General features: G+C 58.9%; 27 protein-coding genes. 9 read left to right on the forward strand and 18 right to left on the reverse strand.

Translation table 11 applies throughout. From position 1 onward, the window contains the following. Nucleotides 1–221: 221 nt before the first annotated feature. Genes AC07Y0_RS24785 through AC07Y0_RS24810 form a run of 6 tightly spaced genes read right to left on the reverse strand, consistent with a single transcriptional unit; the run spans nucleotide 222 to nucleotide 8,034 of the window. Nucleotides 222–1,346: an ABC transporter permease gene (locus AC07Y0_RS24785; RefSeq protein ID WP_498680430.1), complete on the reverse strand. Its 1,125-nt coding sequence runs from the start codon at nucleotides 1,344–1,346 to the stop codon at nucleotides 222–224. Between the two features lies 1 nt (nucleotide 1,347). Further along, nucleotides 1,348–4,110, reverse strand: a complete 2,763-nt coding sequence (gene rbbA / locus AC07Y0_RS24790) for a ribosome-associated ATPase/putative transporter RbbA (protein WP_498680431.1) — start codon at nucleotides 4,108–4,110, stop codon at nucleotides 1,348–1,350. Next, entirely contained in the window at nucleotides 4,107–5,141 is a 1,035-nt protein-coding gene (locus AC07Y0_RS24795; RefSeq protein WP_498680432.1) for an HlyD family secretion protein, read from the reverse strand. The genes rbbA and AC07Y0_RS24795 overlap by 4 nt, the downstream gene beginning before the upstream one ends. Before the next feature lie 57 nt (nucleotides 5,142–5,198). Next, nucleotides 5,199–5,981 carry an LOG family protein gene (locus tag AC07Y0_RS24800; protein ID WP_498680433.1) on the reverse strand — a complete coding sequence of 261 codons (783 nt, stop codon included), beginning with the start codon at nucleotides 5,979–5,981 and terminating at the stop codon, nucleotides 5,199–5,201. Beyond that, the gene (locus AC07Y0_RS24805; protein WP_498680434.1) at nucleotides 5,978–7,408 is read right to left on the reverse strand and encodes an MBL fold metallo-hydrolase RNA specificity domain-containing protein; all 1,431 of its coding nucleotides are present in this window, start codon (nucleotides 7,406–7,408) and stop codon (nucleotides 5,978–5,980) included. The genes AC07Y0_RS24800 and AC07Y0_RS24805 overlap by 4 nt, the downstream gene beginning before the upstream one ends. 14 nt (nucleotides 7,409–7,422) lie before the next feature. Further along, a complete protein-coding gene (locus tag AC07Y0_RS24810; protein ID WP_498680435.1) occupies nucleotides 7,423–8,034 on the reverse strand; it encodes a TetR/AcrR family transcriptional regulator in 612 nt (203 codons plus the stop codon). A 183-nt stretch (nucleotides 8,035–8,217) separates the two neighbouring features. On the opposite strand from AC07Y0_RS24810, the gene AC07Y0_RS24815 reads away from it, so the two are divergent. The 5 genes from AC07Y0_RS24815 (at nucleotide 8,218) to AC07Y0_RS24835 (ending at nucleotide 10,864) form a co-directional block, all read left to right on the forward strand. Further along, nucleotides 8,218–8,574, forward strand: a complete 357-nt coding sequence (locus AC07Y0_RS24815; RefSeq protein WP_498680436.1) for a hypothetical protein — start codon at nucleotides 8,218–8,220, stop codon at nucleotides 8,572–8,574. Between the two features lie 265 nt (nucleotides 8,575–8,839). Continuing rightward, nucleotides 8,840–9,208 (forward strand): hypothetical protein, encoded by a 369-nt coding sequence (locus AC07Y0_RS24820; protein ID WP_498680437.1) that lies wholly within the window; start codon nucleotides 8,840–8,842, stop codon nucleotides 9,206–9,208. A 39-nt stretch (nucleotides 9,209–9,247) separates the two neighbouring features. Further along, on the forward strand, nucleotides 9,248–9,787 hold the full coding sequence (locus AC07Y0_RS24825; protein WP_498680438.1) for a hypothetical protein: 540 nt from the start codon (nucleotides 9,248–9,250) through the stop codon (nucleotides 9,785–9,787). A gap of 550 nt (nucleotides 9,788–10,337) precedes the next feature. Continuing rightward, nucleotides 10,338–10,595, forward strand: coding sequence for a permuted SH3 domain-containing protein (locus AC07Y0_RS24830; RefSeq protein WP_498680543.1), 258 nt, complete (start codon nucleotides 10,338–10,340; stop codon nucleotides 10,593–10,595). Then, complete coding sequence (locus AC07Y0_RS24835) at nucleotides 10,592–10,864, forward strand: hypothetical protein (protein WP_498680439.1); 273 nt, start codon at nucleotides 10,592–10,594, stop codon at nucleotides 10,862–10,864. Before AC07Y0_RS24830 ends, AC07Y0_RS24835 begins: the two co-directional genes overlap by 4 nt. A gap of 88 nt (nucleotides 10,865–10,952) precedes the next feature. Here AC07Y0_RS24835 and AC07Y0_RS24840 read toward each other — a convergent pair whose 3' ends face one another. From AC07Y0_RS24840 to AC07Y0_RS24870, 7 genes are all read right to left on the reverse strand, one after another. Next, nucleotides 10,953–12,365 carry an efflux transporter outer membrane subunit gene (locus AC07Y0_RS24840; RefSeq protein ID WP_498680440.1) on the reverse strand — a complete coding sequence of 471 codons (1,413 nt, stop codon included), beginning with the start codon at nucleotides 12,363–12,365 and terminating at the stop codon, nucleotides 10,953–10,955. Between the two features lie 194 nt (nucleotides 12,366–12,559). Beyond that, on the reverse strand, nucleotides 12,560–13,618 hold the full coding sequence (locus AC07Y0_RS24845) for an alpha/beta hydrolase (protein WP_498680441.1): 1,059 nt from the start codon (nucleotides 13,616–13,618) through the stop codon (nucleotides 12,560–12,562). Continuing rightward, nucleotides 13,605–14,315 (reverse strand): ABC transporter ATP-binding protein, encoded by a 711-nt coding sequence (locus tag AC07Y0_RS24850; RefSeq protein WP_498680442.1) that lies wholly within the window; start codon nucleotides 14,313–14,315, stop codon nucleotides 13,605–13,607. Before AC07Y0_RS24850 ends, AC07Y0_RS24845 begins: the two co-directional genes overlap by 14 nt. A gap of 1 nt (nucleotide 14,316) precedes the next feature. Then, entirely contained in the window at nucleotides 14,317–15,519 is a 1,203-nt protein-coding gene (locus AC07Y0_RS24855) for an ABC transporter permease (RefSeq protein WP_498680443.1), read from the reverse strand. Then, entirely contained in the window at nucleotides 15,516–16,709 is a 1,194-nt protein-coding gene (locus AC07Y0_RS24860) for an efflux RND transporter periplasmic adaptor subunit (protein WP_498680444.1), read from the reverse strand. The genes AC07Y0_RS24855 and AC07Y0_RS24860 overlap by 4 nt, the downstream gene beginning before the upstream one ends. Further along, nucleotides 16,706–17,092 (reverse strand): TetR family transcriptional regulator C-terminal domain-containing protein, encoded by a 387-nt coding sequence (locus tag AC07Y0_RS24865; protein WP_498680445.1) that lies wholly within the window; start codon nucleotides 17,090–17,092, stop codon nucleotides 16,706–16,708. The genes AC07Y0_RS24860 and AC07Y0_RS24865 overlap by 4 nt, the downstream gene beginning before the upstream one ends. After that, nucleotides 17,089–17,646 (reverse strand): TetR/AcrR family transcriptional regulator, encoded by a 558-nt coding sequence (locus tag AC07Y0_RS24870; protein WP_498680446.1) that lies wholly within the window; start codon nucleotides 17,644–17,646, stop codon nucleotides 17,089–17,091. The genes AC07Y0_RS24865 and AC07Y0_RS24870 overlap by 4 nt, the downstream gene beginning before the upstream one ends. Nucleotides 17,647–18,485: 839 nt before the next feature. On the opposite strand from AC07Y0_RS24870, the gene AC07Y0_RS24875 reads away from it, so the two are divergent. The 4 genes from AC07Y0_RS24875 (at nucleotide 18,486) to AC07Y0_RS24890 (ending at nucleotide 22,695) form a co-directional block, all read left to right on the forward strand. After that, nucleotides 18,486–19,748: a GGDEF domain-containing protein gene (locus AC07Y0_RS24875; protein WP_498680447.1), complete on the forward strand. Its 1,263-nt coding sequence runs from the start codon at nucleotides 18,486–18,488 to the stop codon at nucleotides 19,746–19,748. A 317-nt stretch (nucleotides 19,749–20,065) separates the two neighbouring features. Further along, the gene (locus AC07Y0_RS24880; protein ID WP_498680448.1) at nucleotides 20,066–20,539 is read left to right on the forward strand and encodes a hypothetical protein; all 474 of its coding nucleotides are present in this window, start codon (nucleotides 20,066–20,068) and stop codon (nucleotides 20,537–20,539) included. Nucleotides 20,540–20,662: 123 nt separating this feature from the next. Continuing rightward, nucleotides 20,663–21,325 carry a response regulator gene (locus tag AC07Y0_RS24885; protein ID WP_498680449.1) on the forward strand — a complete coding sequence of 221 codons (663 nt, stop codon included), beginning with the start codon at nucleotides 20,663–20,665 and terminating at the stop codon, nucleotides 21,323–21,325. Next, on the forward strand, nucleotides 21,322–22,695 hold the full coding sequence (locus AC07Y0_RS24890; RefSeq protein WP_498680450.1) for an ATP-binding protein: 1,374 nt from the start codon (nucleotides 21,322–21,324) through the stop codon (nucleotides 22,693–22,695). Before AC07Y0_RS24885 ends, AC07Y0_RS24890 begins: the two co-directional genes overlap by 4 nt. A gap of 37 nt (nucleotides 22,696–22,732) precedes the next feature. Here the strand turns inward: AC07Y0_RS24890 and AC07Y0_RS24895 are convergent, their stop codons facing one another. The 5 genes from AC07Y0_RS24895 to ccoO are packed head-to-tail and all read right to left on the reverse strand — an operon-like array spanning nucleotide 22,733 to nucleotide 25,528. Beyond that, on the reverse strand, nucleotides 22,733–23,518 hold the full coding sequence (locus AC07Y0_RS24895) for a DUF2189 domain-containing protein (RefSeq protein WP_498680451.1): 786 nt from the start codon (nucleotides 23,516–23,518) through the stop codon (nucleotides 22,733–22,735). Nucleotides 23,519–23,534: 16 nt separating this feature from the next. After that, complete coding sequence (locus AC07Y0_RS24900; protein WP_498680452.1) at nucleotides 23,535–23,744, reverse strand: hypothetical protein; 210 nt, start codon at nucleotides 23,742–23,744, stop codon at nucleotides 23,535–23,537. After that, nucleotides 23,741–24,619: a cytochrome-c oxidase, cbb3-type subunit III gene (gene ccoP, locus AC07Y0_RS24905; RefSeq protein WP_498680453.1), complete on the reverse strand. Its 879-nt coding sequence runs from the start codon at nucleotides 24,617–24,619 to the stop codon at nucleotides 23,741–23,743. The genes AC07Y0_RS24900 and ccoP overlap by 4 nt, the downstream gene beginning before the upstream one ends. Nucleotides 24,620–24,621: 2 nt before the next feature. Continuing rightward, a complete protein-coding gene (locus AC07Y0_RS24910; RefSeq protein WP_498680454.1) occupies nucleotides 24,622–24,792 on the reverse strand; it encodes a cbb3-type cytochrome c oxidase subunit 3 in 171 nt (56 codons plus the stop codon). 1 nt (nucleotide 24,793) lies between these two features. Continuing rightward, a complete protein-coding gene (ccoO, locus tag AC07Y0_RS24915; protein WP_498680456.1) occupies nucleotides 24,794–25,528 on the reverse strand; it encodes a cytochrome-c oxidase, cbb3-type subunit II in 735 nt (244 codons plus the stop codon).

Raw genomic sequence — 25,528 nt, forward strand, 5'->3', positions numbered from 1 at the left:
ACTACCGAGTGCGATCGTGCTCTTCCACCGGTCCCCGCGGATCAGTCATGTTACGATTTCTTCAGGGACATTGGGACTTCTCCATCTGTCAGAGCTGGTCTCATGTTCGCCCAGCAGTTTCTTATGGGTCGATGCTTGGAAGCTGCCGACGTTCGCGTAAGCGCGAAACCTGTGGGAATACTCTTCACGAGTGATCTCCTTTTTGTTGGGACAAGAGGTTTTCAACCGCTCAGGCTCATCGAGCGACGAAACAGGGTAAGGCTTGCCCCGAAGAATGCGATCCCCAATCCCGCCATTAGCGCAAGCTGTGGCCAGACTATGGTCAGCCCAGCACCGCGAAAAGCCACCGCTTTGGCGAAGGCCAGAAAATGACGAGAGGGCAGCGCCAAAGTCAGCTTCTGCACCAGATCGGGCTGGCTTTCGACGGCCCCCATTCCGCCCGACAGCATGATAACCGGGATGATGACCATGATTACCAGTAGCGCGAATTGTGCCATGCTGCGCGCCAATGTGCCCAGAAGCATCCCGATCGCTGCGGCGGCCCAAAGGTAAACTGCGGCCCCCGCCACCAGCAGCGGCACCGATCCCGCAACCGGTACCTGCAATAACCCCTGGACCACGACCAACAGGGAGCCAATGAAAGCGGCCAATACAACCAGCATCGTAGCCAGGACCTTCGACAACGCCACCTCGACTGGAGTCAGTGGCATCACCATCAAATGCTCAATAGTGCCGTGTTCGCGCTCGCGCAGCATCGCCGCCCCAGTCAGCGCGATGGTCAAGAGCGATAACTGGTTCAAGAGCGAGGACATCGCCTTGAACCAGACCGGGTTACCATTAGGGTTGAATGCACGGCGCAGCTCCAGCTGTAACTGCGGCGCCGGCACCTTGGTGCTGTCCGACACAAAAGCAAGAGCTTCGGCCTGCACGATGCTGCGGATATAATCGGTGCCGAGCTGGGCCTGGGACACTGCGGTGGCATCGACGAGAAGCTGGGCGACCGGCGCCTTTCCCGCAATGGTATCGGCGGCGAAATATGGCGGAAAAGCCAGAGCAAACATGATTTCGCCCCGGTCCAAAGCCGCCTCGGCCTGATCGGGGGCCATAGCGACGGGCGTCTGAAACCACGGCGGCATCAGCGCCTCTGTAATCTGTCGCGTCAATGGCGAGTGGTCTTCGTCCACGATGGCGATGGCAGCGTTCTTCACCGTGTCGCCGGCACCGCTCGCCTCGAGCATCACGGCGACGACAAAGGACCACAGAATGAGGATCACCATCACCGGGTCACCCAGCACGCTTTTCAATTCCTTACCAACCAGCCAGAAAACGTTCTCAATTCGCTGCATGTCACCGCTCCTGCTTGCGCAAAGTGAGGATCGCAAGACCGGTGAAGACAGGGCCGAACACCGCCAGACGCATCAGCGCTGCGCTAAGATCGATCAGGCCAAGTCCCTTGGTATATGTGCCGACGCTGACGGCCATATACCAAGTTGTCGGCCAGAAGCTGCCCAATATCCGTGCCGGGCCTTCCAGAGATGAAACCGGTGTCATCATCCCGGAAAACTGCAGCGTCGGCATCACCGACAGGACGGTGCTGGCAAAGACCGCCGTGACCTGCGTTGCCGACATCATAGAGACAAGCAGGCCAAAGCCAGTTGCCGCGACCGCATAGACAAAGGATGCCAGCAAAAGCACCAGCGGATCGCCGCGCAAGGGCACTCCGAGGACCAGGACCACCAGCGCCGTTAAAATTGCGAAATTCATCAGCGTGATGCCGATGTAGACCAGCTGCTTTCCGATTAGGAACTCGGTCCGCCCGGTAGGAGTGACGTAGAAGTTGGTGATTGTGCCGATCTCTTTTTCGCGCGCCACGCTGACCGCCATCAAGATCGCCGGGAACAACAAGAGAAGGAGCGGCGGGATCGAAGGGCCGGTCGAGGGCAAACTCGCCATCGTTGGATTGTAGCGAAAGCGCGGCGTTAGTTGAACCGGCGTTGTCGTGGGGCTCAGCATGTCCAGAGCCAGCATAGCCCCTGCATCTCCCAGAGCCGTTGTATGGGCGCCTGAGACATAGCTTTCCACCGTGCCCGCGCGCGAGGTATCGGCACCGTCGATCATTGCCGCTACCTCGACCTTGCTTCCGCGCCGCAGGTCGGCCCCAAAACCGGGCGGTATCTGCAGTGCGAGTGACAACTCGCCGCTGGTCAGGCGTTGTTCCATCGCCGCCGGATCGAGGATCGGCGCATGGGTCTGGAACCAGATTGAATCCTCGAAGGTTGAGAGATAGGCACGACTTTCAGGGCTGCGGTCCTGATCAAGGGCGGCAAAGGGGATGTTGCGCACCTCCTGCGAGATGCCGAAGGACATTATCAAGAGCAGCAGAGCGCTGCCCAGAAAGGCGAAGGCCAGCCGGACCGGGTCTCGCCGGACCTGCATTGCCTCCCGCGTTGTATAGGCGAAAAGGCGGCGAAGGCTGAAGCTGGAGGTGTCGCCGACATTGTCCGATGCGACAACCAGTGCCGCAGCGCTTGCGGGTTCGGGCGGTATCTCGGCTGAGATAAACGCAATGAAGGCCTCCTCCAACGTCGCGGCATCGCGCGCCAGCATGATGTCGCTGGGGCGGTCGGTGACCAGAACCTTGCCTGCGTGCATCAACGAGATTCGGTCGCAACGCATCGCCTCGTCCATGAAATGGGTCGAGATGAAGATCGTCACCCGATCCTGGCGCGACAAATCCAGCAGCAGCCTCCAGAAGTCATCGCGCGCCTGCGGATCAACGCCTGAGGTCGGTTCGTCCAGAATCAGGATTTCGGGCGCGTGGATTACCGCCACAGCCAGTGAAAGCCGCTGACGCAGACCCAGAGGCAGCGCATCGGCGCGCTGGTCGAGATAGGGCTCAAGTCCGAAACGCGGCACCAGGTCGGCCAAGCGTTGATCCGTCCTCACCCGCCCTAGATGAAACAGACGCGCATGCAGCATCAGGTTTTCACGCACGCTCAGTTCGCCATATAGTGAAAACGCCTGCGACATAAAGCCGACTCGCCGGCGTGCTTGTGGATTCTGCGCATCAACCGGGCGACCGAAGATCCAGGCCTCACCCTCGGAGGCCGGCAAAAGGCCGGTCAGCATTTTCATCGTCGTGGTCTTGCCGCAGCCGTTGGATCCGAGAAAGCCGAAGATTTCGCCGCGCGCGATGTCAAAACTGACATTCTCCACCGCCGTAAAATCACCAAAGCGTTTGGTAAGGCCACGCGCCCGAATGGCCGGGTCTTCGCTGGCCTCCGTCTGAGGCGTGGCGATCGCCTCAGTCGGGGTGGGAGCCTCCACCGCCGCCTCGACTGGATTCGTCTTTTCTGCATTGGCCCGCAACAGCGCGACGAAGGCCGCACCAACCGAGTCGGTCGCAGTTTGCGTCATCAGATCACGTGGACTAGCCTCAGCCAGTACGTGCCCGGCGTTCATTGCCACCAGATGATCGAAACGCGCCGCTTCTTCCATATATGCTGTTGAAACCAGGACGCTCATCCCTGGTCGATCATTGCGGATCGCGTCGATCAGATCCCAGAACTGGCGGCGTGACAAAGGATCAACCCCCGTCGTGGGTTCGTCCAACAGCAGGAAATCCGGGTCATGGATCAGTGCTGAACACAGTCCCAGCTTCTGCTTCATGCCGCCCGACAGTTTTCCCGCCAGTCGGTCGAGAAAGGGGTGAAGCCCTGTCGCGAAGGTCAGTCGCTCGATGCGCGCGGCTCGCTCGATCCGATTGAGCCCGAAAAGCTTGCCGAAGAACTCCAGGTTCTCGCGCAACGACAGGTCATGATAGAGGTTGCGCCCCAGCCCCTGTGGCATATAGGCAATGCGCCCGCCCACAGAGGCGCGGTGACGTGCATCGCCCATGCTGCCGCCCAGGGTCACAACCGTGCCCTCCTGCAAACGTTTGGCCCCCGCCACCAGGCCCATGAGTGTCGATTTGCCGACCCCGTCTGGGCCGATCAGTCCAATCATCCGTCCCGCGGGTAGCGAGAGTGTGACATCGTCCAGTGCCGCAACCTTGCCGAACCGGTGACGGACATGCTCAAGGCGGGCGATGGGTTCGGGTGTATCGGTCATGGCAGGACCGGGTTCGGGCCGGCCGCTGGCGAAACAGGGGCCAACGGCGGCGTCAGTCCTTCAGGCCATTCTGGAAGGCTTCCGTCGTCGAGTGCTAAACGCACCCAGGCCACACCGCGCACACCGGTCTTGACCTGATCAATCCGCGCCGCCACCAGCTCGGGCGGGATGCGTACCCGGACACGGAACATCAGGCTCTCGCGTTCAGTCAGGGTCTCGACCTGCTTGGGCGTGAACTGAGCTTGCGGTGAGATGAAGATAACCTTTGCCGGAATCGACATATTTGGCATGATGTCGGCGACGATGCGTGCATCGTCGCCGACGCGCAACCGGGGCGCTTCATCGGCGGGCAGGAAGAATTCCATGTAGACATTCTCGAGGCTGACAAGCGTAAGAACCTTACCCCCGCTGCCGACGATCTCGCCGCCTTGTGCCAACCGATAGAGCACCCGCGCGGGGCCACCTGCGTAAAGGGTGGAATCGGCGATACGTGCAGCAATCTCAGCACGTGCGGCGGATTCGGCCTCGACGCTGCGCTCCTGCGCACGCTGCGTGGCTTCGGCCGCAGTCAGCGCCGCCTCGGCCAGCTGCGTTTCGGTGCGACGGATATCGAGGTCCTCTCGCGAGACTACGTTGCGAACGCTTAGCGTTTCCGCGCGAGATTGCTGACTTTGTGCGAGCGCCAGCCGAGCGCGGGCCTCAGCAACATGCGCGGCAGCGACCCCAACGGCCGCCTCGGCGCTGGCCACCGCTGCATCCGCGCGGGCTAGCTGCGCGCGCAACTCGGCAGTATCCATCACCACCAATACATCACCTGCGGCAACCAGATCGCCTTCATGCACTGTGATTTCTGCCACTCGTCCGGCTAACCGCGGCGATATGTCGACAAGATCCGCCTCAATCCGGCCGTTGCCACGTGCGAAACCCTCGGGCGGTAAGCCCGAAGGCTTGAGCAGCACCGTCCAAGCACCGAACCCCAGCAGGCCGACCAATACGCCGAGGACAATAGCTATGGAAATCTTGCGTGACATCGGTCTTCTCTCCTAGTCGCCCGAATGGGGCGGATCATTTCCAATGCAGTGGGCCTATTAGTCCGGGGGGCTGCCATGGTAGAAGTCCTGCAAGGCAGCGACTGCCTCTTCAGCGGTTTCGACAAGCGTAAATAGCGCCGCGTCAGCCGCAGCAATCATGCCTTCCTCGATCAGGAAGTCAAAATTGATTGCCTGTCGCCAGAAAGAGGCCCCGACCAGCACGATTGGGATCGGCGTCATCTTTCCCGTCTGTACCAGGGTCAATAGCTCGAATAACTCATCGAGCGTGCCAAATCCGCCGGGAAAGGCAACCATTCCCTTGGCCCTCACTGCAAAATGCATCTTGCGGATCGCGAAATAGCGAAACCGGAACGCTAGTTCGGGGGTGATAAATGGATTGGGCGCTTGTTCGTGTGGCAGAGTAATGTTCAGTCCGATAGAGCGACCGCCGACCTCCCATGCGCCACGATTTGCCGCCTCCATGATGCCGGGGCCGCCGCCTGTGACGACGACAAAATCGCACCGCCCTTCCTGCTGAAAGCGCCGTGAGACCAATGCCGCAAAGCGCCGCGCCTCATCAAGATAGCGCGCCTGACGGCGGGCCCGTGCCGTGTCTGGCGTGGTTTCGCATTGGGCGATGCGAGCGCTGCCGAACACCACCACGGTCGAACGGATGCCGTTTCGGCGCAGGACGCGTTCGGGCTTGAGCAGCTCAAGCTGCAGGCGCAGGGGGCGCAGGTCGTCGGCGCCCAGCAAATCGGCATCTTCCTCGGCCAGCCGGTACGATGGGCTGGCTAGGATCTCTGAAATGAGCGTGACCCGATCTGATGGCCCGCTCATTGCCGAGCCTCGTCTAATTCGGCGGGCGCCCATTCCTGTATCATGCCAACTGCGGGAACTGTGACATTCCAACCCAGTTCCGCACGTAGGCGTTTGGCAAGCGCTTCGGCGGCAGTAGTCTCACCATGGGTAATGTAAACCTGTGCGGGCGGTTTTTGAAACCCTGTAGCCCAGCCTAGTAGCGCTGGCTGATCGGCATGGGCGGAGAAGCCGTTTAGGGTATGCACCGAGGCGCGCACCGCGATGTCCTCGCCAGAGATGCGCACCTTCCGCGCACCATCCACGAGACGCCGCCCAAGTGTTCCCTGCGCCTGAAAGCCAGTGATCACCACCGCGCATTCCCGGCGAGGCAGATTCCAGCGCAAATGATGTCGGATGCGACCGGCATTGCACATGCCACTGGCTGAAATGATGATCGCACCCGACCGGATCTGGTTGAGGGCCTTCGATTCCTCGGCGCTCGCGGTAAAATGCAGTTTGGGTAGACCCACACCGGCATTGTGCCAATTTACCAACGCGTGGGCCTGTTTGTCGAACAGATCCAGATGCTCTGCGGTGATCTGCGTAGCGCGATCGGCCATCGGCGAATCGACAAATATGTTCAGGTCGTGCAATCTTCCCTGCCGCGCCAAGCAATGCAGGTGATAGAGAACCTCCTGGGTGCGGCCGACCGCAAAGGCAGGCATGATGATATTGCCGCCACGCCTGCGAGTTTCAGTGATGATCGTGACCATTTCGTCGAGCGTCGCGGTCTGATCGCGATGCATGCGGTCCCCATAGGTTGATTCCATTACCAGGATGTCGGCATCGGCAATCGGCGTCGGGTCGCGCAAGATCGCCCGCCCGGGTTGACCCAGATCGCCGCTGAAGACCAACTTCGTGGATTTTCCCGCTTCCTTGATCCAGAGTTCGAGAATGGCGGATCCGAGAATATGCCCGGCATCGCGGAACGTGCATGCCAAATCGGGGTGTGGAAAAATCTTTTTATCATAGGGTATCGGGCGCACTTGCTTCAGGCAGGCTTCTGCATCGTGCATTACGTAAATTGGGGCGGTCGGGGCAAGCCGCGCCCGAGTCCTACTGTGCTGCCCGCGTGCTGCTCGTGCCGCGTCGGCCTCCTGGATATGGGCGCTGTCGCGCAACATCACCTCCAGCAGATTGGCGGTGGCTGCGGTGGTGAGGATCGGTCCGCGGAACCCGTCTTTCGTGAGTTTTGGCAACATCCCGCTGTGGTCGATATGTGCATGGGTCAGGAGTACGAAATCCAGGGTTGCCGGATCGAAAGCAAAAGGCTGGCGGTTGCGCGAGTCCGCCTCACGCCCGCCCTGCAACATTCCGCAATCAACCAGGAACCGCACTGAGCTGGTTTCGACCAGATAGCACGAGCCGGTCACTTCGCGCGCCGCCCCAAGAACGGTCAACTTCATTCGCCTTCCTCCATTCAGGCCCGACTCTGCAACAGGCCCGCGCGATAGATTGCAAAGACCCTTGGCGCATCCGCGCGCATCCGCGCGCTGTCACCATGCATCAATGATTGCACTACCAGACCTTGGATCATGCCGAGAAACAGCGTTGCTGCGGCTGCTTCATCGAGGTCCGAAGGCAGGGCGCCATTGCCGCGGGCCGCCGCGAGGAGGCGGCGCAACCGCGTGGCATAGTTCTGCATCAAGGTCTGCGCCATCTGCTTGGCCGGATTCATCCCGGCGCGCTGCAATTGACCCATCATCATGCGCGGCACACCAGGGTGGTCGGCCACGAACTCAATGTGCCCCAGGAACATCGCCTCGAGTGCCAACAGCGGATCAGGCTCCGCTCCCGCCAGCTTGTCGATCCGCGACAAGAGCCGGTCGGATACCCACTCCATCACCCCTAGCCAGATTGCATCTTTGGTCGAAAAATGCCGAAACAGTGCACTTTGGGTCAGCTTCATACGTGCAGCTATGGCCGAAGTGGTGATTTCTTCGGGATTGGTGATGGCGGCAAGGTCGATCACCGCCTCGACAGCCTCACTACGCCGGTCCTCGGCAGACAGGTGCTTGGTGTGTAAAATCATTAGAACCTCAAAAAAAGTGATTGATCACTTTGTAACACGCGCTTTGTAAGGTGTAAATGTCTTCTCTGAAACTGAAATGATATTGATATTAATGCATAATTTATTGCATTCGGAGCGCTTTACAAAGTGAGTAATCTATTACATTTTAGAAGAATCGCACTCCTCGCAACAAGGGCACACGTCATGCGTCACACTCCTAGATTTCTTCGTCCCGCCGTTTTCGCAGCTAGCGTCCTGATCAGCCAATCGGCCTTTGCTGCAACTCTATCGAGAGAGCAGATCGCCCAGCAGATCATTGGCAAGGATCTGACAACAGTGCGTCTCGGCATGACAGCGCGCCTACGCTACAATGTTGATGGCAGTGTCAACATGAAAGCCGGCTTCATTTCCGGCTCTGGCACTTGGGCCTATGCCGAAGATGGCCTGTGCATGACCATGGTTGATGGACCAAAGCGCGGTAAAACCTGCACCAGTTTCGAGGCGCTCGAAGATGGCAGCTACCGCAACTCTGAAGGTCAAATTCTGCGCGTGCAGCAATGACCGCCGACGAGGCCTGGCGCAAGGTTGGTGGGTACTCGGATCGCGACCACAATCCTTATCGCCGTCCGTTGCGGATACCTGCAGTGCCGTATCTCGATCCTGAGCAGTGGTTCGCTTTGGTCCCGTAGCGGAACGGGTCAAGGTATCTGGGGTCGAGAGACCTTGGAAGCGCTCGGGGAGGGGCGGCCGTTCCGCCAAGGTCTGGTGCTGGCGCGCCAGAAACCTATGGACTGCTACGATGGACATAAAAAGGGAGGAACCGTGAATGATACGTAATCGGTTATTGGGGGTGCTGGCCGTTGCCTTTGGCTTGTTGACACTCTGGTCAGGCGGCATGGTGCTTTTTGGTCCAGACGCGGCCCGCGTGGCGGCTGGGCAATTCGTGCCCTTGGTGCTCTGGTTCAATTTCCTGTCAGGGCCGGTCTATATTGCAGCCGGTATTGGCATCTTTCTCGGTCACCATGTGGGCAAGAAGCTTGCTATCATACTGGCCCTGGCGTTGGGCGGACTGTTTGCGCTGTTTCTTGCAATTATTGCCGCTGGCCAGGAGTGGGAGACGCGGACCTTGGGTGCGCTGATAGTGCGCTTCGGCTTCTGGAGCCTCGCGGCCTGGGCAAGCACCGCAAAACGATGAAGCGGAACACTCTATTTCGCTTGTCTGTGTATCTCACGGTTGCTGTTCCGTTGTACCCTTGGTGTCCAAGACCTTGATGAAGAGGAAGCCGATCTTGCGCCGCAGTTCCGTATTTTGTTTCTGCTACCCATTGTGCTGGGGATCGTAGTTGCCGCCATCTTCATCAGCGGGGCCGAAGGACCGGCACGCTCCGATGAGCCGATTGTTGGGCGTGCAGTGCGCACCTCTTTACTTGAGCCTGTGGATATCGCACAGGTGGCGCGTGGCTGGGGTAACGCGTACGCGGCGGAAACCTGGGCCCCGGTTTCTGAGGTAAAGGGTCAGGTCATCTGGCGTCACTCTGACCTGGAAAGTGGAAAACTGATCGCCGGCGGTACCAAGGTGCTTGAAATCGATCCGGCCGATTATCGGTTGGCGATAGTTCAGGCGGAGGCAGATCTGGCCGCCTTTGAAGCCGAGGCGGCGCAGATCGATGCCGAAGCAGAAAACACTCGCCGTATCCTGGCTCTGGAAGAAGCGCGGCTGGCTCTGTCGGAAGGCGAACTTGTGCGCAACCGCGACCTTCTAACAAAGGCGTGATGGGGCAGACCCGCGTTGATGAGGCCGAGCGTGCTACCCTTCTTGCACAGCGCAATGTCGTCGAGTTGAAAAACACACTGGCTCTGATCGCTCCGCGCCGCGCTGGCGGCGCAGGCCGCCCGCACCAAAGCTGCCCTGGTCCGCAATCAGCGGGACCTGGACCATACTTCCATCATGACCCCCTATGATGTGCGGATAACTTCGGTGACTGCAGAGCGGTTCCAATATGTCAATGTCGGCCAGACGCTGGTGAAGGCGGACGGCGTGGCCCGGGTTGAAGTCGTGGCGCAATTGCCCTTTGACGTCTTTCGGCGACTTCTTCACGGACAGAGCCGGTCGAGGATACCCTAGCGGCAATTCGCAACGGCCCGTCCAGCCGCATAGCAGCTGAGGTGCGGTTGGTGTCCGACCCAACGCAAACCTGGCCTGCAACTGTGACCCGCGTAGAGGGTGCACTTGATGCAAGGGCACGGACGGTCCCCGTCGTGGTTACAGTAGAGGATCCTTATGGTGATCCAATCCGCCTTTACGTACGCCACTGTTGCCCAACATGCTCGTCGAGGTCACCTTGACTGGCCAGATAATTCGCGGCTCGCTGGTTATGCCGGAAACTGCGCTGCACGGCGATCAGGTCTATCTCGCCAATTCTGATGATCAACTCGAATTACGCCCGGTCACCGAAGCTTTCAGGCAGGATGGACTTGCCGTGATTGCCGAAGGTCTGGCAGCGGGTGACCGTCTGGTACTTGATGACGTCACACCGGCAATTCCCGACGCCAATCTTTTGCCGATTGAGGTGCAGTCATGATCCGCTGGTTTACAGCGCATCCGACAGCCTCGAACCTGTTGCTTTTGCTTTTCATCGCCGCTGGCTTGTTTTCTTTTCCGGCCTTGAAGCGGGAGACATTTCCCGGTTTTCGTCCGATCGAGGCGGAAATATCCATGGCCTATCGTGGCGCAACGACGCAGGATGTGGAAACCGCGATTTGCCGTCCGCTTTGGGATGCGCTCCAATTCGTCGAAGGGCTCGATGGCGGTAACGGCGATGTTGCACGCCATGCTTCTGCGTGGCTGTGAATCAATACCGAGGGTTCACTCCGATCGGCAGGAAACTCGTGGATCATCTCTGATCGCCGGGCTTCTTGCGTTTCAACGTCTGTTGTTGTTAAAGACCGGCATTCTTCTCGAAGGCATAACCGCCGCCGATGGCGACGTTGAGCGCAACGTAATCTGCTGCCATCCGCTGGACGGCCTGGGCAAGGCTTGCCTGCGCAGTCGAGACCGAACGCTGCGCGTCGAGCACGTCAAGTATCGAGGACGCGCCCTCCTTGTAGCTTGCCGTCGAGAGCGCCAACGCTTCCTCATAGGAGTGGACAGTCGCTGTCAGGGCGCTGACCGTCTGGCTGTCTCGATTGACCGCGGCGAGTGCGTTCTCGACCTCCTCAACCGCATTCAGCACGGCCGCCTTCCAAGCGAGATAGGCGCCACGCGCGGAGGATTCGGCGATGTCGACATTGGCCTTCAGGCGCCCGCCGTCGAGGATCGGCAGGGTCAGGCTCGGGCCGAAGGACCAGGAGGTGACGCTGCCGGCCAGCGATTTCGTCGAGATCCAGGACGGAGAAATCGAGCCGCCCAGCGTGATCGACGGATAGAGCTGTGCCTCGGCGACGCCAATTTCGGCAACGGCGGCTGCGAGCTCGCGTTCTGCCTTGCGGATGTCCGGGCGGTTGCGTATGAGGTCGGCTGGAACACCGGCATTGACGCTACGCCGCGCGATCGGTTGGGGGGCTCCCTTCTGCAGGTCGGCAATGAGCGCGGAAGCCGGCAGGCCCAGTAGGGTTGCGATGTGGTGTGCCGACTGACGAAAGCTCGTTTCGAGGCCCGGCAGGTCAGCGAGCGTCGAATTGACGAGACCTTCCGACTGCACGACGTCGAGACGCGATGCGTCACCTCCCTCCAACTGTAATTTGGTCAGATCCAGCGTCTCGCGCCGCGAAGCCAGGTTCTTGCGGGCGATGGCAATGCGTTCCTGGTAGTAGCGCGCATTGATGTAGGAGGTGACAAGGTCCGAGAGATAAGTTAACTTGGCAACGTCGGCGCTGGCATAGGCCGCACCGAGTGAAGCCGTGGCCCCTTCCTTGGCGCGCCGGTATTGACCGAACAGATCCAGCAGCCAGGATACGCCCAGGCCGCCACTCGCTGTCGATGTCGTATCGGTGGTGCGGGTGACGTAGTCGCCGGTGCCGCCCGTTTTTGTGAGGGATTCGTCGCCCGACAGGTTCGACGAGGGCAAACCGCCGGCTCCGGCAACGACGACATTCGCCTCGGCAGCGGCGATGCGCTCAAGCGCTTGCAGGACGTCGAGATTTTGGTTAATGCCCTGTTCCACAAGCCCGTTAAGGCGTCGGTCGTTGAAGGCGGTCCACCAGGCGGCCATGGCGACTTCGCCATTGCTCTTCTTTCCGCCTTCCGCAAATTTATCCGGAAGGGGCATCTGCGGTGACGTGTGATCGGGACCGGTCACGCAGCCTGACAAAAAGAGCAGGGCGAGGGGGGTTGCTACGCGAATGGATACCATCGTAAAATCCTAGTTTGTATTCGGGGCGTCGAAGTAACGTTTAGGTTTCACGACCACTTTCTGTACGCCTCATGCATATATCCTAAGCCGTGATCAGTGGGTAGCGATTAATATGTTTTGAAAAAGACAAAACATGCTTCCAGCGATATATCGATCAACTCTAGATTGGGAAAATTTCATGCAAGAACGTAACGCTACCTAAGCGCTAATAGAAATCTACTTTTTCTTTCTGTATCGGAAAGAACATTTACCAATCGAATGAAGCGATTGTGATTTGTTCTGTCGGGAGCTGGCAATGCCGATAAATCAACAATCTTGATTGCGCCGTCAGTAATCAACTCCTGGACCGCAGGATCATTTTGGTTCACCATCCCTATTCGGGCTCTTGCGCCGCCAATACGACTTGAAATGGTGAGTGCACGATCATCTGTAGCGCTGAGCACGAGGATGGGCTTGTTCAAGCGTCCAATTGTATTGATCTGCTGCTTGAAGAGATCAACGTCGATATCCGGTGCTGCCAAGACCACTTGGTCCACATGACGTAATACATCATCCCGGTTTGAGAGCTTAAGTTGACGTAGCGCCTCGACAACAATCCATGCCCCCATACTGTGACCAAATAGGGTAACATTACCCTCTGGGTTCTGTTTCTTCAAAGTCTCAAGCAATTGAACAAGATCGTCACGGGCAAATGTGGCGGCGTCTTTATCTGCAATATATCCCGTAACGGTGCCGTCAGATGGCCAACTGAAAAGGATCGGCACCTCCGTCAGTCTTCCGTCTGCGACAACGCTCGATAATTGAAAAAGCGACTCCTGGAACGTATAGTTGTATCCATGCACATATATCAGCGTATTCTTGTTTGCGTTCATGCCCTTGGTAGCAACCGGTTCGCGTCTTGTTACTACGTATTTTTTTGGCCTAATTGGCATTAGCTCACGGCTATCGTTTCTTCGATCATTCGGTTTTTCTGGAGCTGCAACCGTGAAGCGCTCGAATTGCAGTGTTGCTGACCGCCTGGCGGTATATCCCACGCCGGTGATGTCGCGCTGACGATCAGTCGCTGTGACCACTGTGACGGTCTGATACGATCCAATAGGACTTTGCCTAACAACTAAAGCATCCACACCGGGCCGCGCGGCACACCCACCCAATCCTGCTACAACGAACAGCAAAAACCACGATCGCAGCGTGGAAACAACGTACACGCCTTCCTGTTTCGTCATGATTGCACCGAAATTAATCAAAACCACGACCCTCTCCCGCCTCTTCGTGAGTCACGCCATCTCTGATGTGGTAGATGCGCTTGAAGGTCGGAATAATCTTCTCATCATGGGTAACGACGATGATTGCAGTTCCGAACCTGACGGCCATGTCGTTCAGGATGCGGATGACGTTCAGGGCACGCACGCTGTCGAGCGGTGCGGTCGGTTCGTCGGCCAGGATAACCGGCGGGCGGTTGATGAGCCCGCGCGCGATTGCAACGCGTTGCTGCTCGCCGCCGGAAAGCTGGGAAGGCATGGCAGCGGCGCGATGTTCGACATCAAGAGCTTTTAGGAGATCACGCGCGCGCTGGCGCGATTCGCTGTTGGGGACGCCCGCCAGCATTGGCAGCAATGCTACGTTATCGGTCACATCGAGAAACGGTATGAGGTACGGTGCCTGGAAGACGAATCCGATCTTGTCGCGCCGCAAAGCGCGAAGGTCAGGGATCTTCCAGCCATCGTGATAGATCACCCCATCGCCGAGGGTCATGTGTCCTGCGCTGGGATCAATAACCGCCCCCAACGCCTTAAGCAACGTGCTCTTGCCTGAGCCCGATGGGCCGATAAGACCGACCACTTCGCCTGGGGCGACCCGCATATTGATGTCTTTGAGAGCATCGACTGCGGTATCGCCATTACCATACCGCTTCCTGAGCCCTTCGATGAGAATTCCACCACTAGCCATCTCAACCTCCAATCGCTTCAGCGGGGTCGATTTTGAGCGCCACACGGATAGCCACCACGCTCGCCAGCGCGCATATGATCACAACTGCAACAAGCCCAGTCATCGTATCTTCGGTCAGAAGCAGAACGAACTTCGGGAACAGTGGCGCCGCAAAGGTTGCCGTGATCTTGCCGACGACAAATCCGATTAGCCCGAGCACAATCGCCTGTTGCAAGATCATGGAGGCGATGGTGCGATTGCGTGTGCCGATCAGTTTCAGCACGGCAATCTCACGTATCTTGTCCATCGTGAGCGTGTAGATGATGAACGCGACGATGGCTGCACTAACGATGGCCAGGATGGCGAGGAACATGCCTATTTGTTTGGCAGAGGTCGCAATCAGCTTGCCGATCAGAATTTCCTCCATCTGCGAGCGCGTATAGACCGTCAGTCGTTTCCACTTGGCGATGTCGGATGCGATGCGCTCCGGTTCGTAACCGGGCTTGATACGCACCAGAACAGCGTTCACATAAGGATTACTGTTTTGTGAGGCGATGACGGCATCCAACAGACCAGGAACTCCCGGCCGGTTGAATTCGGGGTTCTCGCCGGTGCGACGACGCTGTCGAACAATGGAATCGTTGTCCTTGACGAACTGCGCTTCCTGCCCGTCCTTCAGCGGAATGAAGACCATTGGATCGCCGCTCGACGATACTGCGCGTCGGGTGAGGCCAACGACGGTGTAGTGATTTCGCCGGATAACGATGGTGTCTCCGAGCGCAAAGCCGGTTGCGGCATCGGCCACGGCTTCATAATGGCCGCGCGTGATCTGACGCCCGGCAGCAAGAAATGGCGGCCAGCCGGGTGTCACGACATTACCCGGCGCGATACCGACCACCATCGCCCGAACGTCAGTGTTTCCTTTTCGGACCTGCATTGTCAGATAGGTTACATTCGCAACTTGTTCGACGCCGGGAGTCGTCAGGATCATCCGGTAGATATCATCATTGATGCTTGAGGATTCTGCATATGGCCCCAGCGTATTCTGCTGGACGACCCACATGTCGGCGCCGCTGTTGTCGAGGAGCACCTTGCCGTCATCGACCATGCCCCGATAGACGCCCGCCATGGTGAAAGTGACACCGATCAACAGTCCGAGCCCGACGCCGGTGAAGACAAATTTGCCCCATGAATGGAGGATATCGCGTCCTGCTAGGCTAATCATTTGATAAGCTCCGCAGGATTGTCCGTGATCTGAATACGACTCGTGCCTGTCAGTCGGGATGCGCTATGAACCACAATTTCATCACCAGTCTGGAGGCCTTTTGTAACTTGGACGATCCCGTCCAGGTCCGAAGCCCCTAATTCAACGGCGGTGAAGCGGGCTTTTCCCTCTTCGACTTTCCAAACCCCTGTCTTTCCAGCAACACTTTGGATAGCGGCATTCGGGATCGTGGGCGTTGCGGAAAGCCCTGGCAGTGCAATCGTTACTTCGGCCAGCTCTCCGATCGGAGGAAGAGGCTCGGGCAGAGCGTCGAATCCCACCTTCGCCAAATTCTCTTCAGTCAGGGAATCTGCGAGGACCTCCACGCGCGACACTTGTCCTGGAGCAGATATGTCGCCATGCGACCGGAGCGAGATGCGAGCGGAAAGCCCTGTGCGCAGGCCAGTTGATGCTATCTGATCGAACCGGGCATTGATCCAGAGTTCTTTGGGGTCGATCATCTCTATGATCGCCTCACCGGCGACTACGGTTGTCCCAGGTTCCGCGTTGCGTGCAGCAATCACCCCGTCGACCGGCGCGTGCAGTACTAAGTCCTCCCGCTGCTTGATTAGGCCGTCACGATCGGCGCGATTGCGTTGCAGGTTCTGTTGTGCGGCCGCGAGATTTGACTGTGCGGCAGAGACTGCGGCAAGTGCTACCTCACTGTCTTGTCGTTTAGTTTCCACGGCCATTTCGCTGACAGTGTGATTCTTCCAAAGTTGGTCATAGCGTTTGGCCTGCGCATCGGCGTAATCTTTGCGCACCAAGGCATCTTCCAACTCAGCTTTGGCTGCTTTTATTGACTCTTCGGCGTGGCGAGTCGCCGCATCTAAGGCTGCAATGCGATCATCGAGATCTACAGGGTTTAGTTCCGCCAGAACCTGACCAGCGCGCACCCTGTCGCCCACATCGACATATACTTTGCCGACGCGGCCGGCGATGGTCGGGCCAATCTTGTAGGAGAAGCGGGCTTCAACAGTGCCGATACCAAACAATGCGGGCGATATGGACCGGGCTTCGACGCTAGCAGTCATCACAGTGACTGGCGCCAGTGGCCCCGATCGCAGGACCACGTAGCCGAACAGGGCGACAATCGGGATCACAATCGCGATCAGCATCAAGCTGCGGCGTTGTAAAGAAGGAAGTTTCATTGAATTGCCTCCAGGCATCGGCGATATGATGTGAAAGCAGCAGGAGCTGCCTCGCGAATCTTGCTTAATTCATCCGCGACCAGCGCCCTGAAGACCAAGTGCTGGATTGCTGCAATAAACAGGCGGGCAGCACCTTCCTTGTCCACTGTGGCTCGGACTTCGCCGCATTGTTGCGCCTCTTCGATCAAACAGGAGATACGCCGCTCGTATCGCCGAACAAAGGCCTCGAGCATCAGCTTTAGCGCGGACTTCTCCTTGGTCGCCAGTGTACCGAGCAAGATGCGGGGAATGTTAGGATGGCCCGCGACATAGGCGACATCAGCCATAAACATGGCTTCGAGGGATTTCATCGGTGATGGGTCGGACGGCGAACTGTGGATCATTTTGCCACCTCGATGGAACGCCGATAAAGCGCAAAAACGGCCGGCGCGCTCGTGCGGATGCGTTTCACGTCGCCGGCGAGGAGGGATTGCATGACCAAGCCTTGGGTCATGCCGACAAACAGTGTGACAGCAGTTTTCTCTTCCAAAGAGGGCGTGAGCTCACCGCTTTCTTTGCCCTCCGCAATGAGACGGCCGAGGCGTTCGCCGTAGCACTGGATCAATGTCTGTGCCATTCGTTTGGCCATGGTCTGTTCGGCGCGCTGCAACTCTCCGAACAGCATCCGAGGGACGCCCGGATGTTCCGATATGAATTCGATATGCGCCATGAATGCAGCTTCGAGGGCATCGAGCGGGGAGGTTTTCGTGGAAATCGCCCGATCTATGCGTGTAAGTAAACGCTCCGAAACCCACTCCATAACGGCTTGGAGAATGGCGTCTTTGGAAGGGAAGTGCCGAAACAGGGCCCCTTGCGTCACACCCATGCGCTTTGCAATTGCCCCAGTTGTAATGTCTGTGGGATTCTGTTCCGCAGCGAGATCGAGGACGGTTTCCACCGTGGCCTCCCGTCGCTCCTCTGCTGAAAGATAGGCTGATCGCGAGATCATCATGAGACTCCGAAAGATAGTGAGTAATTACTATCTAATCTGGTTGCCGCCTTTTTTCAAGGGGACGGAGGCCCGCGAATGCCGATTGTTGCAACAATATCCAATCCGACCGCTTCGAAGCGCCGATCTGGGTCCAGAATGCGCGGAGGCACTGCATGCTCACGTGCTCAGTCGACGTATCGAACCTTGAGCCTGCAGGTCTGCCATTACGGCCCGGCCCGTAGGTTTCCTCTTCGTCACGGCGGTCGTGGAGGTGCGGGACATTGGACGTGTCAGAAAGGGGGCTGCATATGAAGAAGACGCTGCTGGCAACTGATAATCATGCAGAATTGAATGGCAACACGGCACGAATCGGCTTCCAAAGCAGTTCGTCCCGACAATGTGGAGCCTTTAAAGGCGAAATTGCCTCGAGAACGCGTCGGACAGTGTAGGGCGGTAGCCAATCTAACGCCGATGCCGGCGACAAGCTGGCCATCCAGTGAGCCTCTGGTGCTCCCGGTTGCATATCCACCGCGCTCATCCATTAGATATCATTCAATCATGCAAAGCGAATTTTAGGATCTCATCGTTATAGCTTTGCCTGATGAAAAACAGCCGGCGAGAGCGAATTGACGAGAATCCCTAGCTTTGTATTTGCCATCCATAAGGCTCGGTGCCGCGTAGCTTCGAGTTCTTTTGGAGCTTCGTCGTTCGGGAAAGTGTGGCCGGCGATAAGCTCGCCATTTCATTTCTCAATCAAGACACGGTTTCGGTTTTCATTTGCCTTCGCCATATCCGGCTTGGTTCTGATGGGTGTTATCGCGATCGTCTCAGGACGCACCTTGGTTCAATCCTATGAAAGCAGCATAACAGCGATTACGGCGAGGATGTCGCCGATCTTTGTCGCTCAGGATTTGCTTTATCAGATCGAAGCTATTGCGACTACACACGCGCTCGGCCTTGATACCTGGGGGGTCGAGAAGCCAGAGCCGACTATAGCTGAAGTTTCCGAGAACTTCAGGATATTTTTCGACGCACAAGCAAAGGACCATCCCGCTACGCCGTCCGCTGACAGACTGGCTGACGAACTAGTTGCTGCTTGGCGCCAATCCCGTGCTTCCCTCGACGCTCTGTTCCGGCAAGATGCCGGCACACGGAACGCGATTGACGCCTATTCCTTGGCGCATACTGACATCGCAAACGTCAACGCGTTAGTCGCTCAGTTTCGTCAACTGTCTATTTTGGAACTACAATGGCGTATAAACGCTGGAAGGGCAATTGCGGGCAAAGCATTCTATCATATATTAAGTTATGCCTTGCTTGGCTTTCTGGTGCTAACTGCAGTTATTATTGTTTTGTCCCGCTCGGTACTTGAATCCATAGGAAGATTGACCGTTGCTGCCGATAATATCGGACGAAAGAACCTCTCTTACAGGGTCATTCTGCGCAACAAGGACGACGAGCTGGGGCGGCTTGGCGAGGTGTTGAACACTTCCACGAAGAAGTTGCAGGAGTTATATCAAGAACTAGATCGGCGTTCGACACATGATGGATTGACCGGTGTGTTGAACCGCGCGGCATTCGATGAACGTTTGTCCGCAGTGTGCTTATCAGCAGACCGTGACAAAACGCCGGTCTCGCTACTGTTAATCGATATCGATTTCTTCAAATCCGTCAACGATACCTATGGTCATCAGGCAGGTGATCATGTTTTGAAATTGGTGGCGGGTGCCGTAGCCAACGCTATGCGACCCGGCGATACGATCGCTCGTTATGGAGGCGAAGAGTTCGCAGCGATCCTACCCGATACGAGTGGGGCGGGGGCAATGGCGATGGCGGAACGCATCCGCACAATTGTTGAGTCCTTGTCGATCGAAACGGATGCCAGCGAGCGCGTTCTTGTTACCGTCTCAATTGGTCTGAAAACCCGGGATCCTGAAACGGTCACACCAGCGAGCTGCATTCGGCTTGCCGATGATGCCCTATATAGAGCAAAAGAAGCAGGCCGGAATAGGACTGTGTCTGCGAATCAGTATACTCAGCCCCCGCCTTCGATTAGCCACACGGCGTGATTGCCGAAATTCAAATTGAGTATGCAGTGGCACTGTTGGCACGTTTCGCGTCTTATGGACCGACCGAAGGAGAGCTGCAACCACGCTCACAAGCCTGAGACTCCTGTGCGGTCATCGCCAGGCAGTTACGATCGGTTGGGCGTTTGGATTGCCCAAAGCGGGTGAGGCATCAATTGTGGTCTACGCTCCTGCGTCGAGGGCGTATCGTCGATCTTGCTGTTCAATTTTCTTTCGGCACTTAAGCGAGCCATAAGCTGGGGAGGCTAATCCCAGCTGGCGAAGAGAAACTCCTCTCGTCTTGAAAGGGAATGACGAAAATGTACATCCGTAGAAGCCTGATTTTGCCTGTTCTCGTCCTCGGTCTTGGTCTCTCGACCGGTGTCTCCTGGGCAGAGACGACAAGCCATGAAGGGCACCAGGGTGCCGCAATCGAACTGAGGCTCAATGGCCAGGCGAAATGGCAAGGCGATGAAAACATGCTGAAAGGCATGAACGCCATCCGCAGCGCGCTCGCCCCGCGGCTTTCCTCGATCCACGACGGCACGCTGCCCTCGGCGGACTACAAGGCGCTTGCAGGGGAAATCCAGGCGCAGGTCGACTTCATGGTGGAAAACTGCAAGCTGACGCCGGAGGTGGACGAGCAGTTCCACATCGTGCTGGGCCACATGCTCGATGGGGTATCGGAACTCGAGGGCGAGGCTGATCCGCGCCGGGGTGCGGTTCTGGTCGTGGAAGCGCTGAATGCCTACGGCGCGCATTTCGAACACGCCAACTGGCAGCCGATCGAATAGATCGGCAGTGAGCACGGGATTGTTCCCGCTGACCGGAGATGCCAGACTGCGACAAGGCCTGCCCGCCGAACTTCGTCGGGCGGGCATCCGCTGAGTTCCCAAGAATATCGATGGGCGGGTGACATGAGACTTTTGCTGGTCGAGGACGACACATTGTTGGGTCGTGGCCTGGTTGCGGGACTTGGCCAGTCGGGCTTTGCGGTGGATTGGGTGCGTGATGGCGAAGATGCCGATTCCGCGCTTGCCACCACGACCTATGATGCGGTCGTGCTGGACCTCGGACTGCCCGGCATGGACGGGATCAGCCTCTTGAAGCACAGGCGTGCCGCGGGAGACAAGACGCCGGTTCTGGTGCTGACCGCACGTGACACGATCGCCGAGCGCGTATCGGGTCTCGATGCAGGAAGCGACGATTACATGATCAAGCCGTTCGATCTGGAGGAATTGCAGGCTCGGCTGCGGGCGCTGCTGCGTCGTTCCAGGGGTGGAGCCATACCGGTCCTCCACCATGGTCGTGTCACCCTTGATCCTGCCGCCCATAGCGTAACGCTGGACGGAGCGCCTGTTACCCTTTCGAACCGTGAATTCGCCGTGCTGCAGGGCTTGATGATGCACGCCGGACGGGTGCTGAGCCGAAGCCAGTTGGAGGAACAACTCTATGGCTGGGGTGAGGAAATCGACAGCAATGCCGTCGAAGTCCATGTGCACAACCTGCGCCGCAAGCTATTTCCGGATGTCATCCGAACCCTGCGCGGTGTGGGTTACATCGTACCGGCTCAGCCATGACCGGTTCGCTGCGCCGCCGACTCGTCCTGTCGCTCTGCGGAAGCATGGTTACGGCCTGGCTCGCGACAGCCTATTTTACCTATTTCGATACGCGAAGCCTGATTGACGAGGTGACCGACGAACACCTGCAGCAATCTGCCGAGATAATACTCGGGCTCGTGGGACAACTGCCGGCGGATGCGCTGCTTGCCGACCTGTTGCGGGAACGCCAGCCGGATCAGCGTCTTTCCTACCGCATCTTCACCCCGGCCGCGGTAAACGGAAGCTCAGGGGGGGGCAATCCTTCGGTGGCGGAATGGCGGGCCGGATATAGCGATGTCATCGACGGGGGCGAGGGCTGGCGCGTCTATGGCGCGTCGAACGGTGCCGGCACCCGGGTCGAGGTGGCTGTCCGACAGGAGGTGCGCACGAGTTTTGCCGCGCGCGTCGCTGCCCATATGCTCCATCCTGTATGGATTGCCGCACCGCTGCTCGCCGCCCTCATCTGGGGTCTGGTGAGATGGGGGCTTGGACCTCTTGAGCGACTGACGGCTGGCGTGAAGCAGCGGTCGCCGGCAGATCTTTCGCCACTCAGTCCGCAATCTGCGCCGACCGAGGTTCTGCCGCTGGTGGCCGCGCTCAACAGCCTCTTCGAGCGGATCGCGCTTGCCCGCGAACGGGACCGCCGCTTTGCCGCGGACGCCGCGCATGAACTGCGCACGCCGCTTGCGGCGATACGCGCGCATGCGCAGGTGGCAAGTCACGCCAAGGATACGGCGGAACGCGATCAGGCGATCTCGGATGTCCTTATCGGCGTCGAGCGTGGCACCCGCATCGTCGAACAACTCCTGGCGCTGGCAAGGGTCGAGCATGACGCCATAGAAGAAGAGGCCCAGCCGGTCGATATGGCGGAGCTCGCACGCGAGACGATTGCACTCATGGCGCCGCAGGCGGTCGCGCGCAATATCGATCTGGGGCTGGAGGTGGAGCCGGGCCTCGATGCAAGGGTCGGCGGCAATGCCGATCTCCTCGCGGCGATGTTGCGCAACCTCGTCGACAACGCGTTGCGTTACATCCCCGAGGGGGCCTGGGTGACTGTTCGCCTCGCAAGGGGCGAGGGGAATTTGCTCCTGCGCGTCGAGGATTCGGGGCCTGGCATTCCACCGGAGCTGCGCGCACGGGTGCTGAATCGCTTCGTCCGGGCCGGCGGCAGCGGCACCTCCGGAAGCGGGCTGGGATTGTCGATCGTCGCGGCGATCGTCGAAAGCCATCACGGAAGCCTTGCGCTCTCGGAGCGCGCCGAAGGGCCGGGCCTGATCGTCGACGTTTCCCTGCCATCGTGGAAGGCGCGCGGTGTAAGCGGTCACAATAGCCCTGACCCAAATCCTTGATCCGAGCATTACCCCGGAGTGATCCGTCCCCCGCCGGTCATCGGATCGTCCTGTAGCTGTGCCAGGTGCCGTGGCCGAGCAGCGGGAAGATGACGATGAGGCCGAGGAACCCCGTCACGATGCCGATGACGGTCAGTGCAAGCACGATCGCACCCCAGGCCAGCATGACCCGCAGGTTGCGGAAGACGAGCGAGATACTGGTACCCATGGCCGTGAAGGCGTCCGTTTTTTCCGCAAGAAGCATCGGGATGGCAAACGTGCTGACGGCGAAGGAGAAGGCGGCGAAGAGCCCGCCGACCGCTGTGCCGACGATGATCATGCCCCAGCCCTCGGTCGTGGTGAAGAGGATTGCCACGATGCGGTCCAGCCCTGGAAATGGTCTCAAACCCATAAAAAGCGCATAGATGATCACCGCTGCACGCATCCAGACCAGCATCAGCAGGCAGAGGATCGCACCGGTGTACCAGACCTGTGGACCGGATGCAGCCTTCACTAGGATCATGCGCGAGAGGCTCGGCCGGACCCCATCTTCTATGTCCCGGCTCTTGCGATAGAGACCGATGGCGACCAGCGGGCCCACCACCATGAAGCCGGCGAGTGCCGGAAACAGGATATAGTCGAGCTGAATGCGAAAGAGGCCCCAGATGATGGCGAGCGAGAGCAGGAAGACGGCAAGCCCGTAGAGCAGGCTCGGCAGCGGATTGTGCCATAGGTCGCGCCAACCGGCTAAGAGCCAGCCGAAGGCCGTGCTGGCGGGCAGGTGACGTCGACGCTGTTCGGCAAGAGGCATGCCTGGGGCGCCGGATTTCTCGGTCGTGCTCATTGTGACCTTGCTCCTCTCAGCAGGACGGTGCCGCGGCACGATAGGTGCCGTCGCGGCCTTCCGCCTTCAAATGATCCACGCATTCGGGTTGGCTGCCCGTCGCGACGCTAACGAGATGGACATTCGCCCCGATGACGGCGAGCAGGCCCATGCCGGCAAGCAGCCATGACACGACCCGCCAGTTGAGGGGTTTCTGCAAGTCGGTCTTTTCCATCGTGGTACTCACTTGGCGTCCTCTCCGAGCGTGCCGACATAAAGTGCCAGCAGTTTCATATCGACCTGTGAGAGTCGTCCTTCCCAGTTCGGCATCAGGCCTTGTCGCCCGGAATAGATGGTGGCGAAGACGGTCTGCGCGTCGCTGCCATAGATCCAGGTTTCGTCGGTGAGGTTCGGTGCGCCCATATCCGTGCTGCCGGTTGCGTCCTCGCCGTGGCAGGCCGCGCAATTGGCCGAAAAGATCTCCTTGCCGGCTTCGATCAGGGCCTCGTGGTCGGCGCTCATCGGCAGGTCGGAAAGAGAGCGGACATAAGCCGCGACGGAGCGGACCTGCTCGCGCTCGAGTGTCCCGTCCCGGCCGAAGGCCATCATCTGCGAGACACGCGTCTCCGCATGGGTGGAGTTGATGCCGACGCGGATCGTCTCGAGGATCGTTTCGGGCTCTCCGCCCCAAAGCCAGGCCTTGGCTGCAAGGTTCGGGAATCTGGGGCCACCGGTGCCTCGCGTGCCGTGACAGGCAGCGCAATTGTCTATGAAGAGCGTGCGGCCCGCCTCGCGGACATGCTGCATCAGGTCCGGATCGGCGGCGATTTCATCGAGGCTCGTCTCGGCAATGCGGTCGGTCCAGGAAGCCCGGGCGGCCGCCGCCTCCTCGACCTGTTTCGTCACGATGATGCGCTGGTCGATGCCCAGCAGGCCTTTGGTATAGGTCACGCCAATGGGCCAGGCCGGCATGAGGATCCAGTAGCCGATCGCAATCAGCGTGGTGACGGCAAGGAAGAATAGCACCACCCGCGGGATCGGCGTTTCAAGCTCCTCGATGCCGTTCCACTCGTGTCCGGTGGTGCTGCGTCCTGTGGCGGGATCGTGTCTTTCCTGGGCCATGCTCAATCTCCCGGCCGATCATCTTTGTCGAGAATGCTTGTCTTTGCGCGGTCGAAGCGCTTTCGGTTACCGGGCCAGAGCGCATAGATCACGACGCCGAGCGCCATTGCGACGAGGTAGAACAGCCCCCAGCTCTTGGCAATGGCGACGACACTGTTGTGGTCGATCTCCACGTCAGTCCTCCTTCGCTGGGGTTTCCTGTCGAGCAGCTTGCGTCAGCTGGCCGACGACCTGCAGATAGGCAACCAGCGCGTCCATCTCGGTCAGCGCACCCTGATTTCCGTCGAAGGCGCGCACATTGGTTGCCTCGCCATAACGCTCCGTGACGCCGGATGATTCGGGGCTGTCCGGTGCCGCCTGGCCTCGGGCGTCAGCGGTTGCGTTTTCGATCATCACGTCCGTATAGGGGACGCCGACGGCGCGTTGCGCCGCGAGGTGCTCGCCAAGATCGTCGATCCGGAGCGCATTCTTCTTCAGCCATCCATAGCGCGGCATGACCGATTCCGGCACGACGTCACGCGGATTGACGAGATGGGCGACATGCCAGGCGTCGGAATACTTGCCGCCGAGGCGAGCGAGGTCGGGTCCCGTACGTTTGGAGCCCCACAGCATCGGGTGGTCGTATTTCGATTCCACCGCGAGCGAGAACGGGCCGTAGCGCTCGACCTCGTCGCGGAGCGTGCGGATCATCTGCGAATGGCAGGCGTAGCAACCCTCGCGGATGTAGAGATTGCGACCGGCCAGCTCCAGCGGCGTATAGAGACGCATGTCGGGCGCGTCCTCGACTGTCTCGTGGATTGTGAACAGAGGCGCGATCTCGACGAAGCCGCCGATGGATGCCACGCCGATGATCGCCAGCACGAAGCCGATGGCATTGCGTTCGATCTTGCGATGGAAGAATTCCTTCAT

The organism is Allorhizobium sp. GW101-3B10 (assembly GCF_059424725.1).

What these genes read in the sequence shown, in the direction of transcription:
- rbbA (WP_498680431.1), bottom strand. Translation starts at nt 4,110, where the DNA reads ATGACCGATACACCCGAACCCATCGCCCGCCTTGAGCATGTCCGTCAC.
- AC07Y0_RS24810 (WP_498680435.1), bottom strand. Translation starts at nt 8,034, where the DNA reads ATGATTTTACACACCAAGCACCTGTCTGCCGAGGACCGGCGTAGTGAG.
- AC07Y0_RS24885 (WP_498680449.1), top strand. Translation starts at nt 20,663, where the DNA reads ATGAGACTTTTGCTGGTCGAGGACGACACATTGTTGGGTCGTGGCCTG.
- AC07Y0_RS24795 (WP_498680432.1), bottom strand. Translation starts at nt 5,141, where the DNA reads ATGTCACGCAAGATTTCCATAGCTATTGTCCTCGGCGTATTGGTCGGC.
- AC07Y0_RS24890 (WP_498680450.1), top strand. Translation starts at nt 21,322, where the DNA reads ATGACCGGTTCGCTGCGCCGCCGACTCGTCCTGTCGCTCTGCGGAAGC.
- ccoP (WP_498680453.1), bottom strand. Translation starts at nt 24,619, where the DNA reads ATGGCCCAGGAAAGACACGATCCCGCCACAGGACGCAGCACCACCGGA.
- AC07Y0_RS24815 (WP_498680436.1), top strand. Translation starts at nt 8,218, where the DNA reads ATGCGTCACACTCCTAGATTTCTTCGTCCCGCCGTTTTCGCAGCTAGC.
- AC07Y0_RS24830 (WP_498680543.1), top strand. Translation starts at nt 10,338, where the DNA reads ATGCTCGTCGAGGTCACCTTGACTGGCCAGATAATTCGCGGCTCGCTG.
- AC07Y0_RS24820 (WP_498680437.1), top strand. Translation starts at nt 8,840, where the DNA reads ATGATACGTAATCGGTTATTGGGGGTGCTGGCCGTTGCCTTTGGCTTG.
- AC07Y0_RS24855 (WP_498680443.1), bottom strand. Translation starts at nt 15,519, where the DNA reads ATGATTAGCCTAGCAGGACGCGATATCCTCCATTCATGGGGCAAATTT.
- AC07Y0_RS24875 (WP_498680447.1), top strand. Translation starts at nt 18,486, where the DNA reads ATGGGTGTTATCGCGATCGTCTCAGGACGCACCTTGGTTCAATCCTAT.
- AC07Y0_RS24860 (WP_498680444.1), bottom strand. Translation starts at nt 16,709, where the DNA reads ATGAAACTTCCTTCTTTACAACGCCGCAGCTTGATGCTGATCGCGATT.
- AC07Y0_RS24785 (WP_498680430.1), bottom strand. Translation starts at nt 1,346, where the DNA reads ATGCAGCGAATTGAGAACGTTTTCTGGCTGGTTGGTAAGGAATTGAAA.
- AC07Y0_RS24800 (WP_498680433.1), bottom strand. Translation starts at nt 5,981, where the DNA reads ATGAGCGGGCCATCAGATCGGGTCACGCTCATTTCAGAGATCCTAGCC.
- ccoO (WP_498680456.1), bottom strand. Translation starts at nt 25,528, where the DNA reads ATGAAGGAATTCTTCCATCGCAAGATCGAACGCAATGCCATCGGCTTC.
- AC07Y0_RS24865 (WP_498680445.1), bottom strand. Translation starts at nt 17,092, where the DNA reads ATGATCCACAGTTCGCCGTCCGACCCATCACCGATGAAATCCCTCGAA.
- AC07Y0_RS24835 (WP_498680439.1), top strand. Translation starts at nt 10,592, where the DNA reads ATGATCCGCTGGTTTACAGCGCATCCGACAGCCTCGAACCTGTTGCTT.
- AC07Y0_RS24850 (WP_498680442.1), bottom strand. Translation starts at nt 14,315, where the DNA reads ATGGCTAGTGGTGGAATTCTCATCGAAGGGCTCAGGAAGCGGTATGGT.
- AC07Y0_RS24880 (WP_498680448.1), top strand. Translation starts at nt 20,066, where the DNA reads ATGTACATCCGTAGAAGCCTGATTTTGCCTGTTCTCGTCCTCGGTCTT.
- AC07Y0_RS24805 (WP_498680434.1), bottom strand. Translation starts at nt 7,408, where the DNA reads ATGAAGTTGACCGTTCTTGGGGCGGCGCGCGAAGTGACCGGCTCGTGC.
- AC07Y0_RS24840 (WP_498680440.1), bottom strand. Translation starts at nt 12,365, where the DNA reads ATGGTATCCATTCGCGTAGCAACCCCCCTCGCCCTGCTCTTTTTGTCA.
- AC07Y0_RS24895 (WP_498680451.1), bottom strand. Translation starts at nt 23,518, where the DNA reads ATGAGCACGACCGAGAAATCCGGCGCCCCAGGCATGCCTCTTGCCGAA.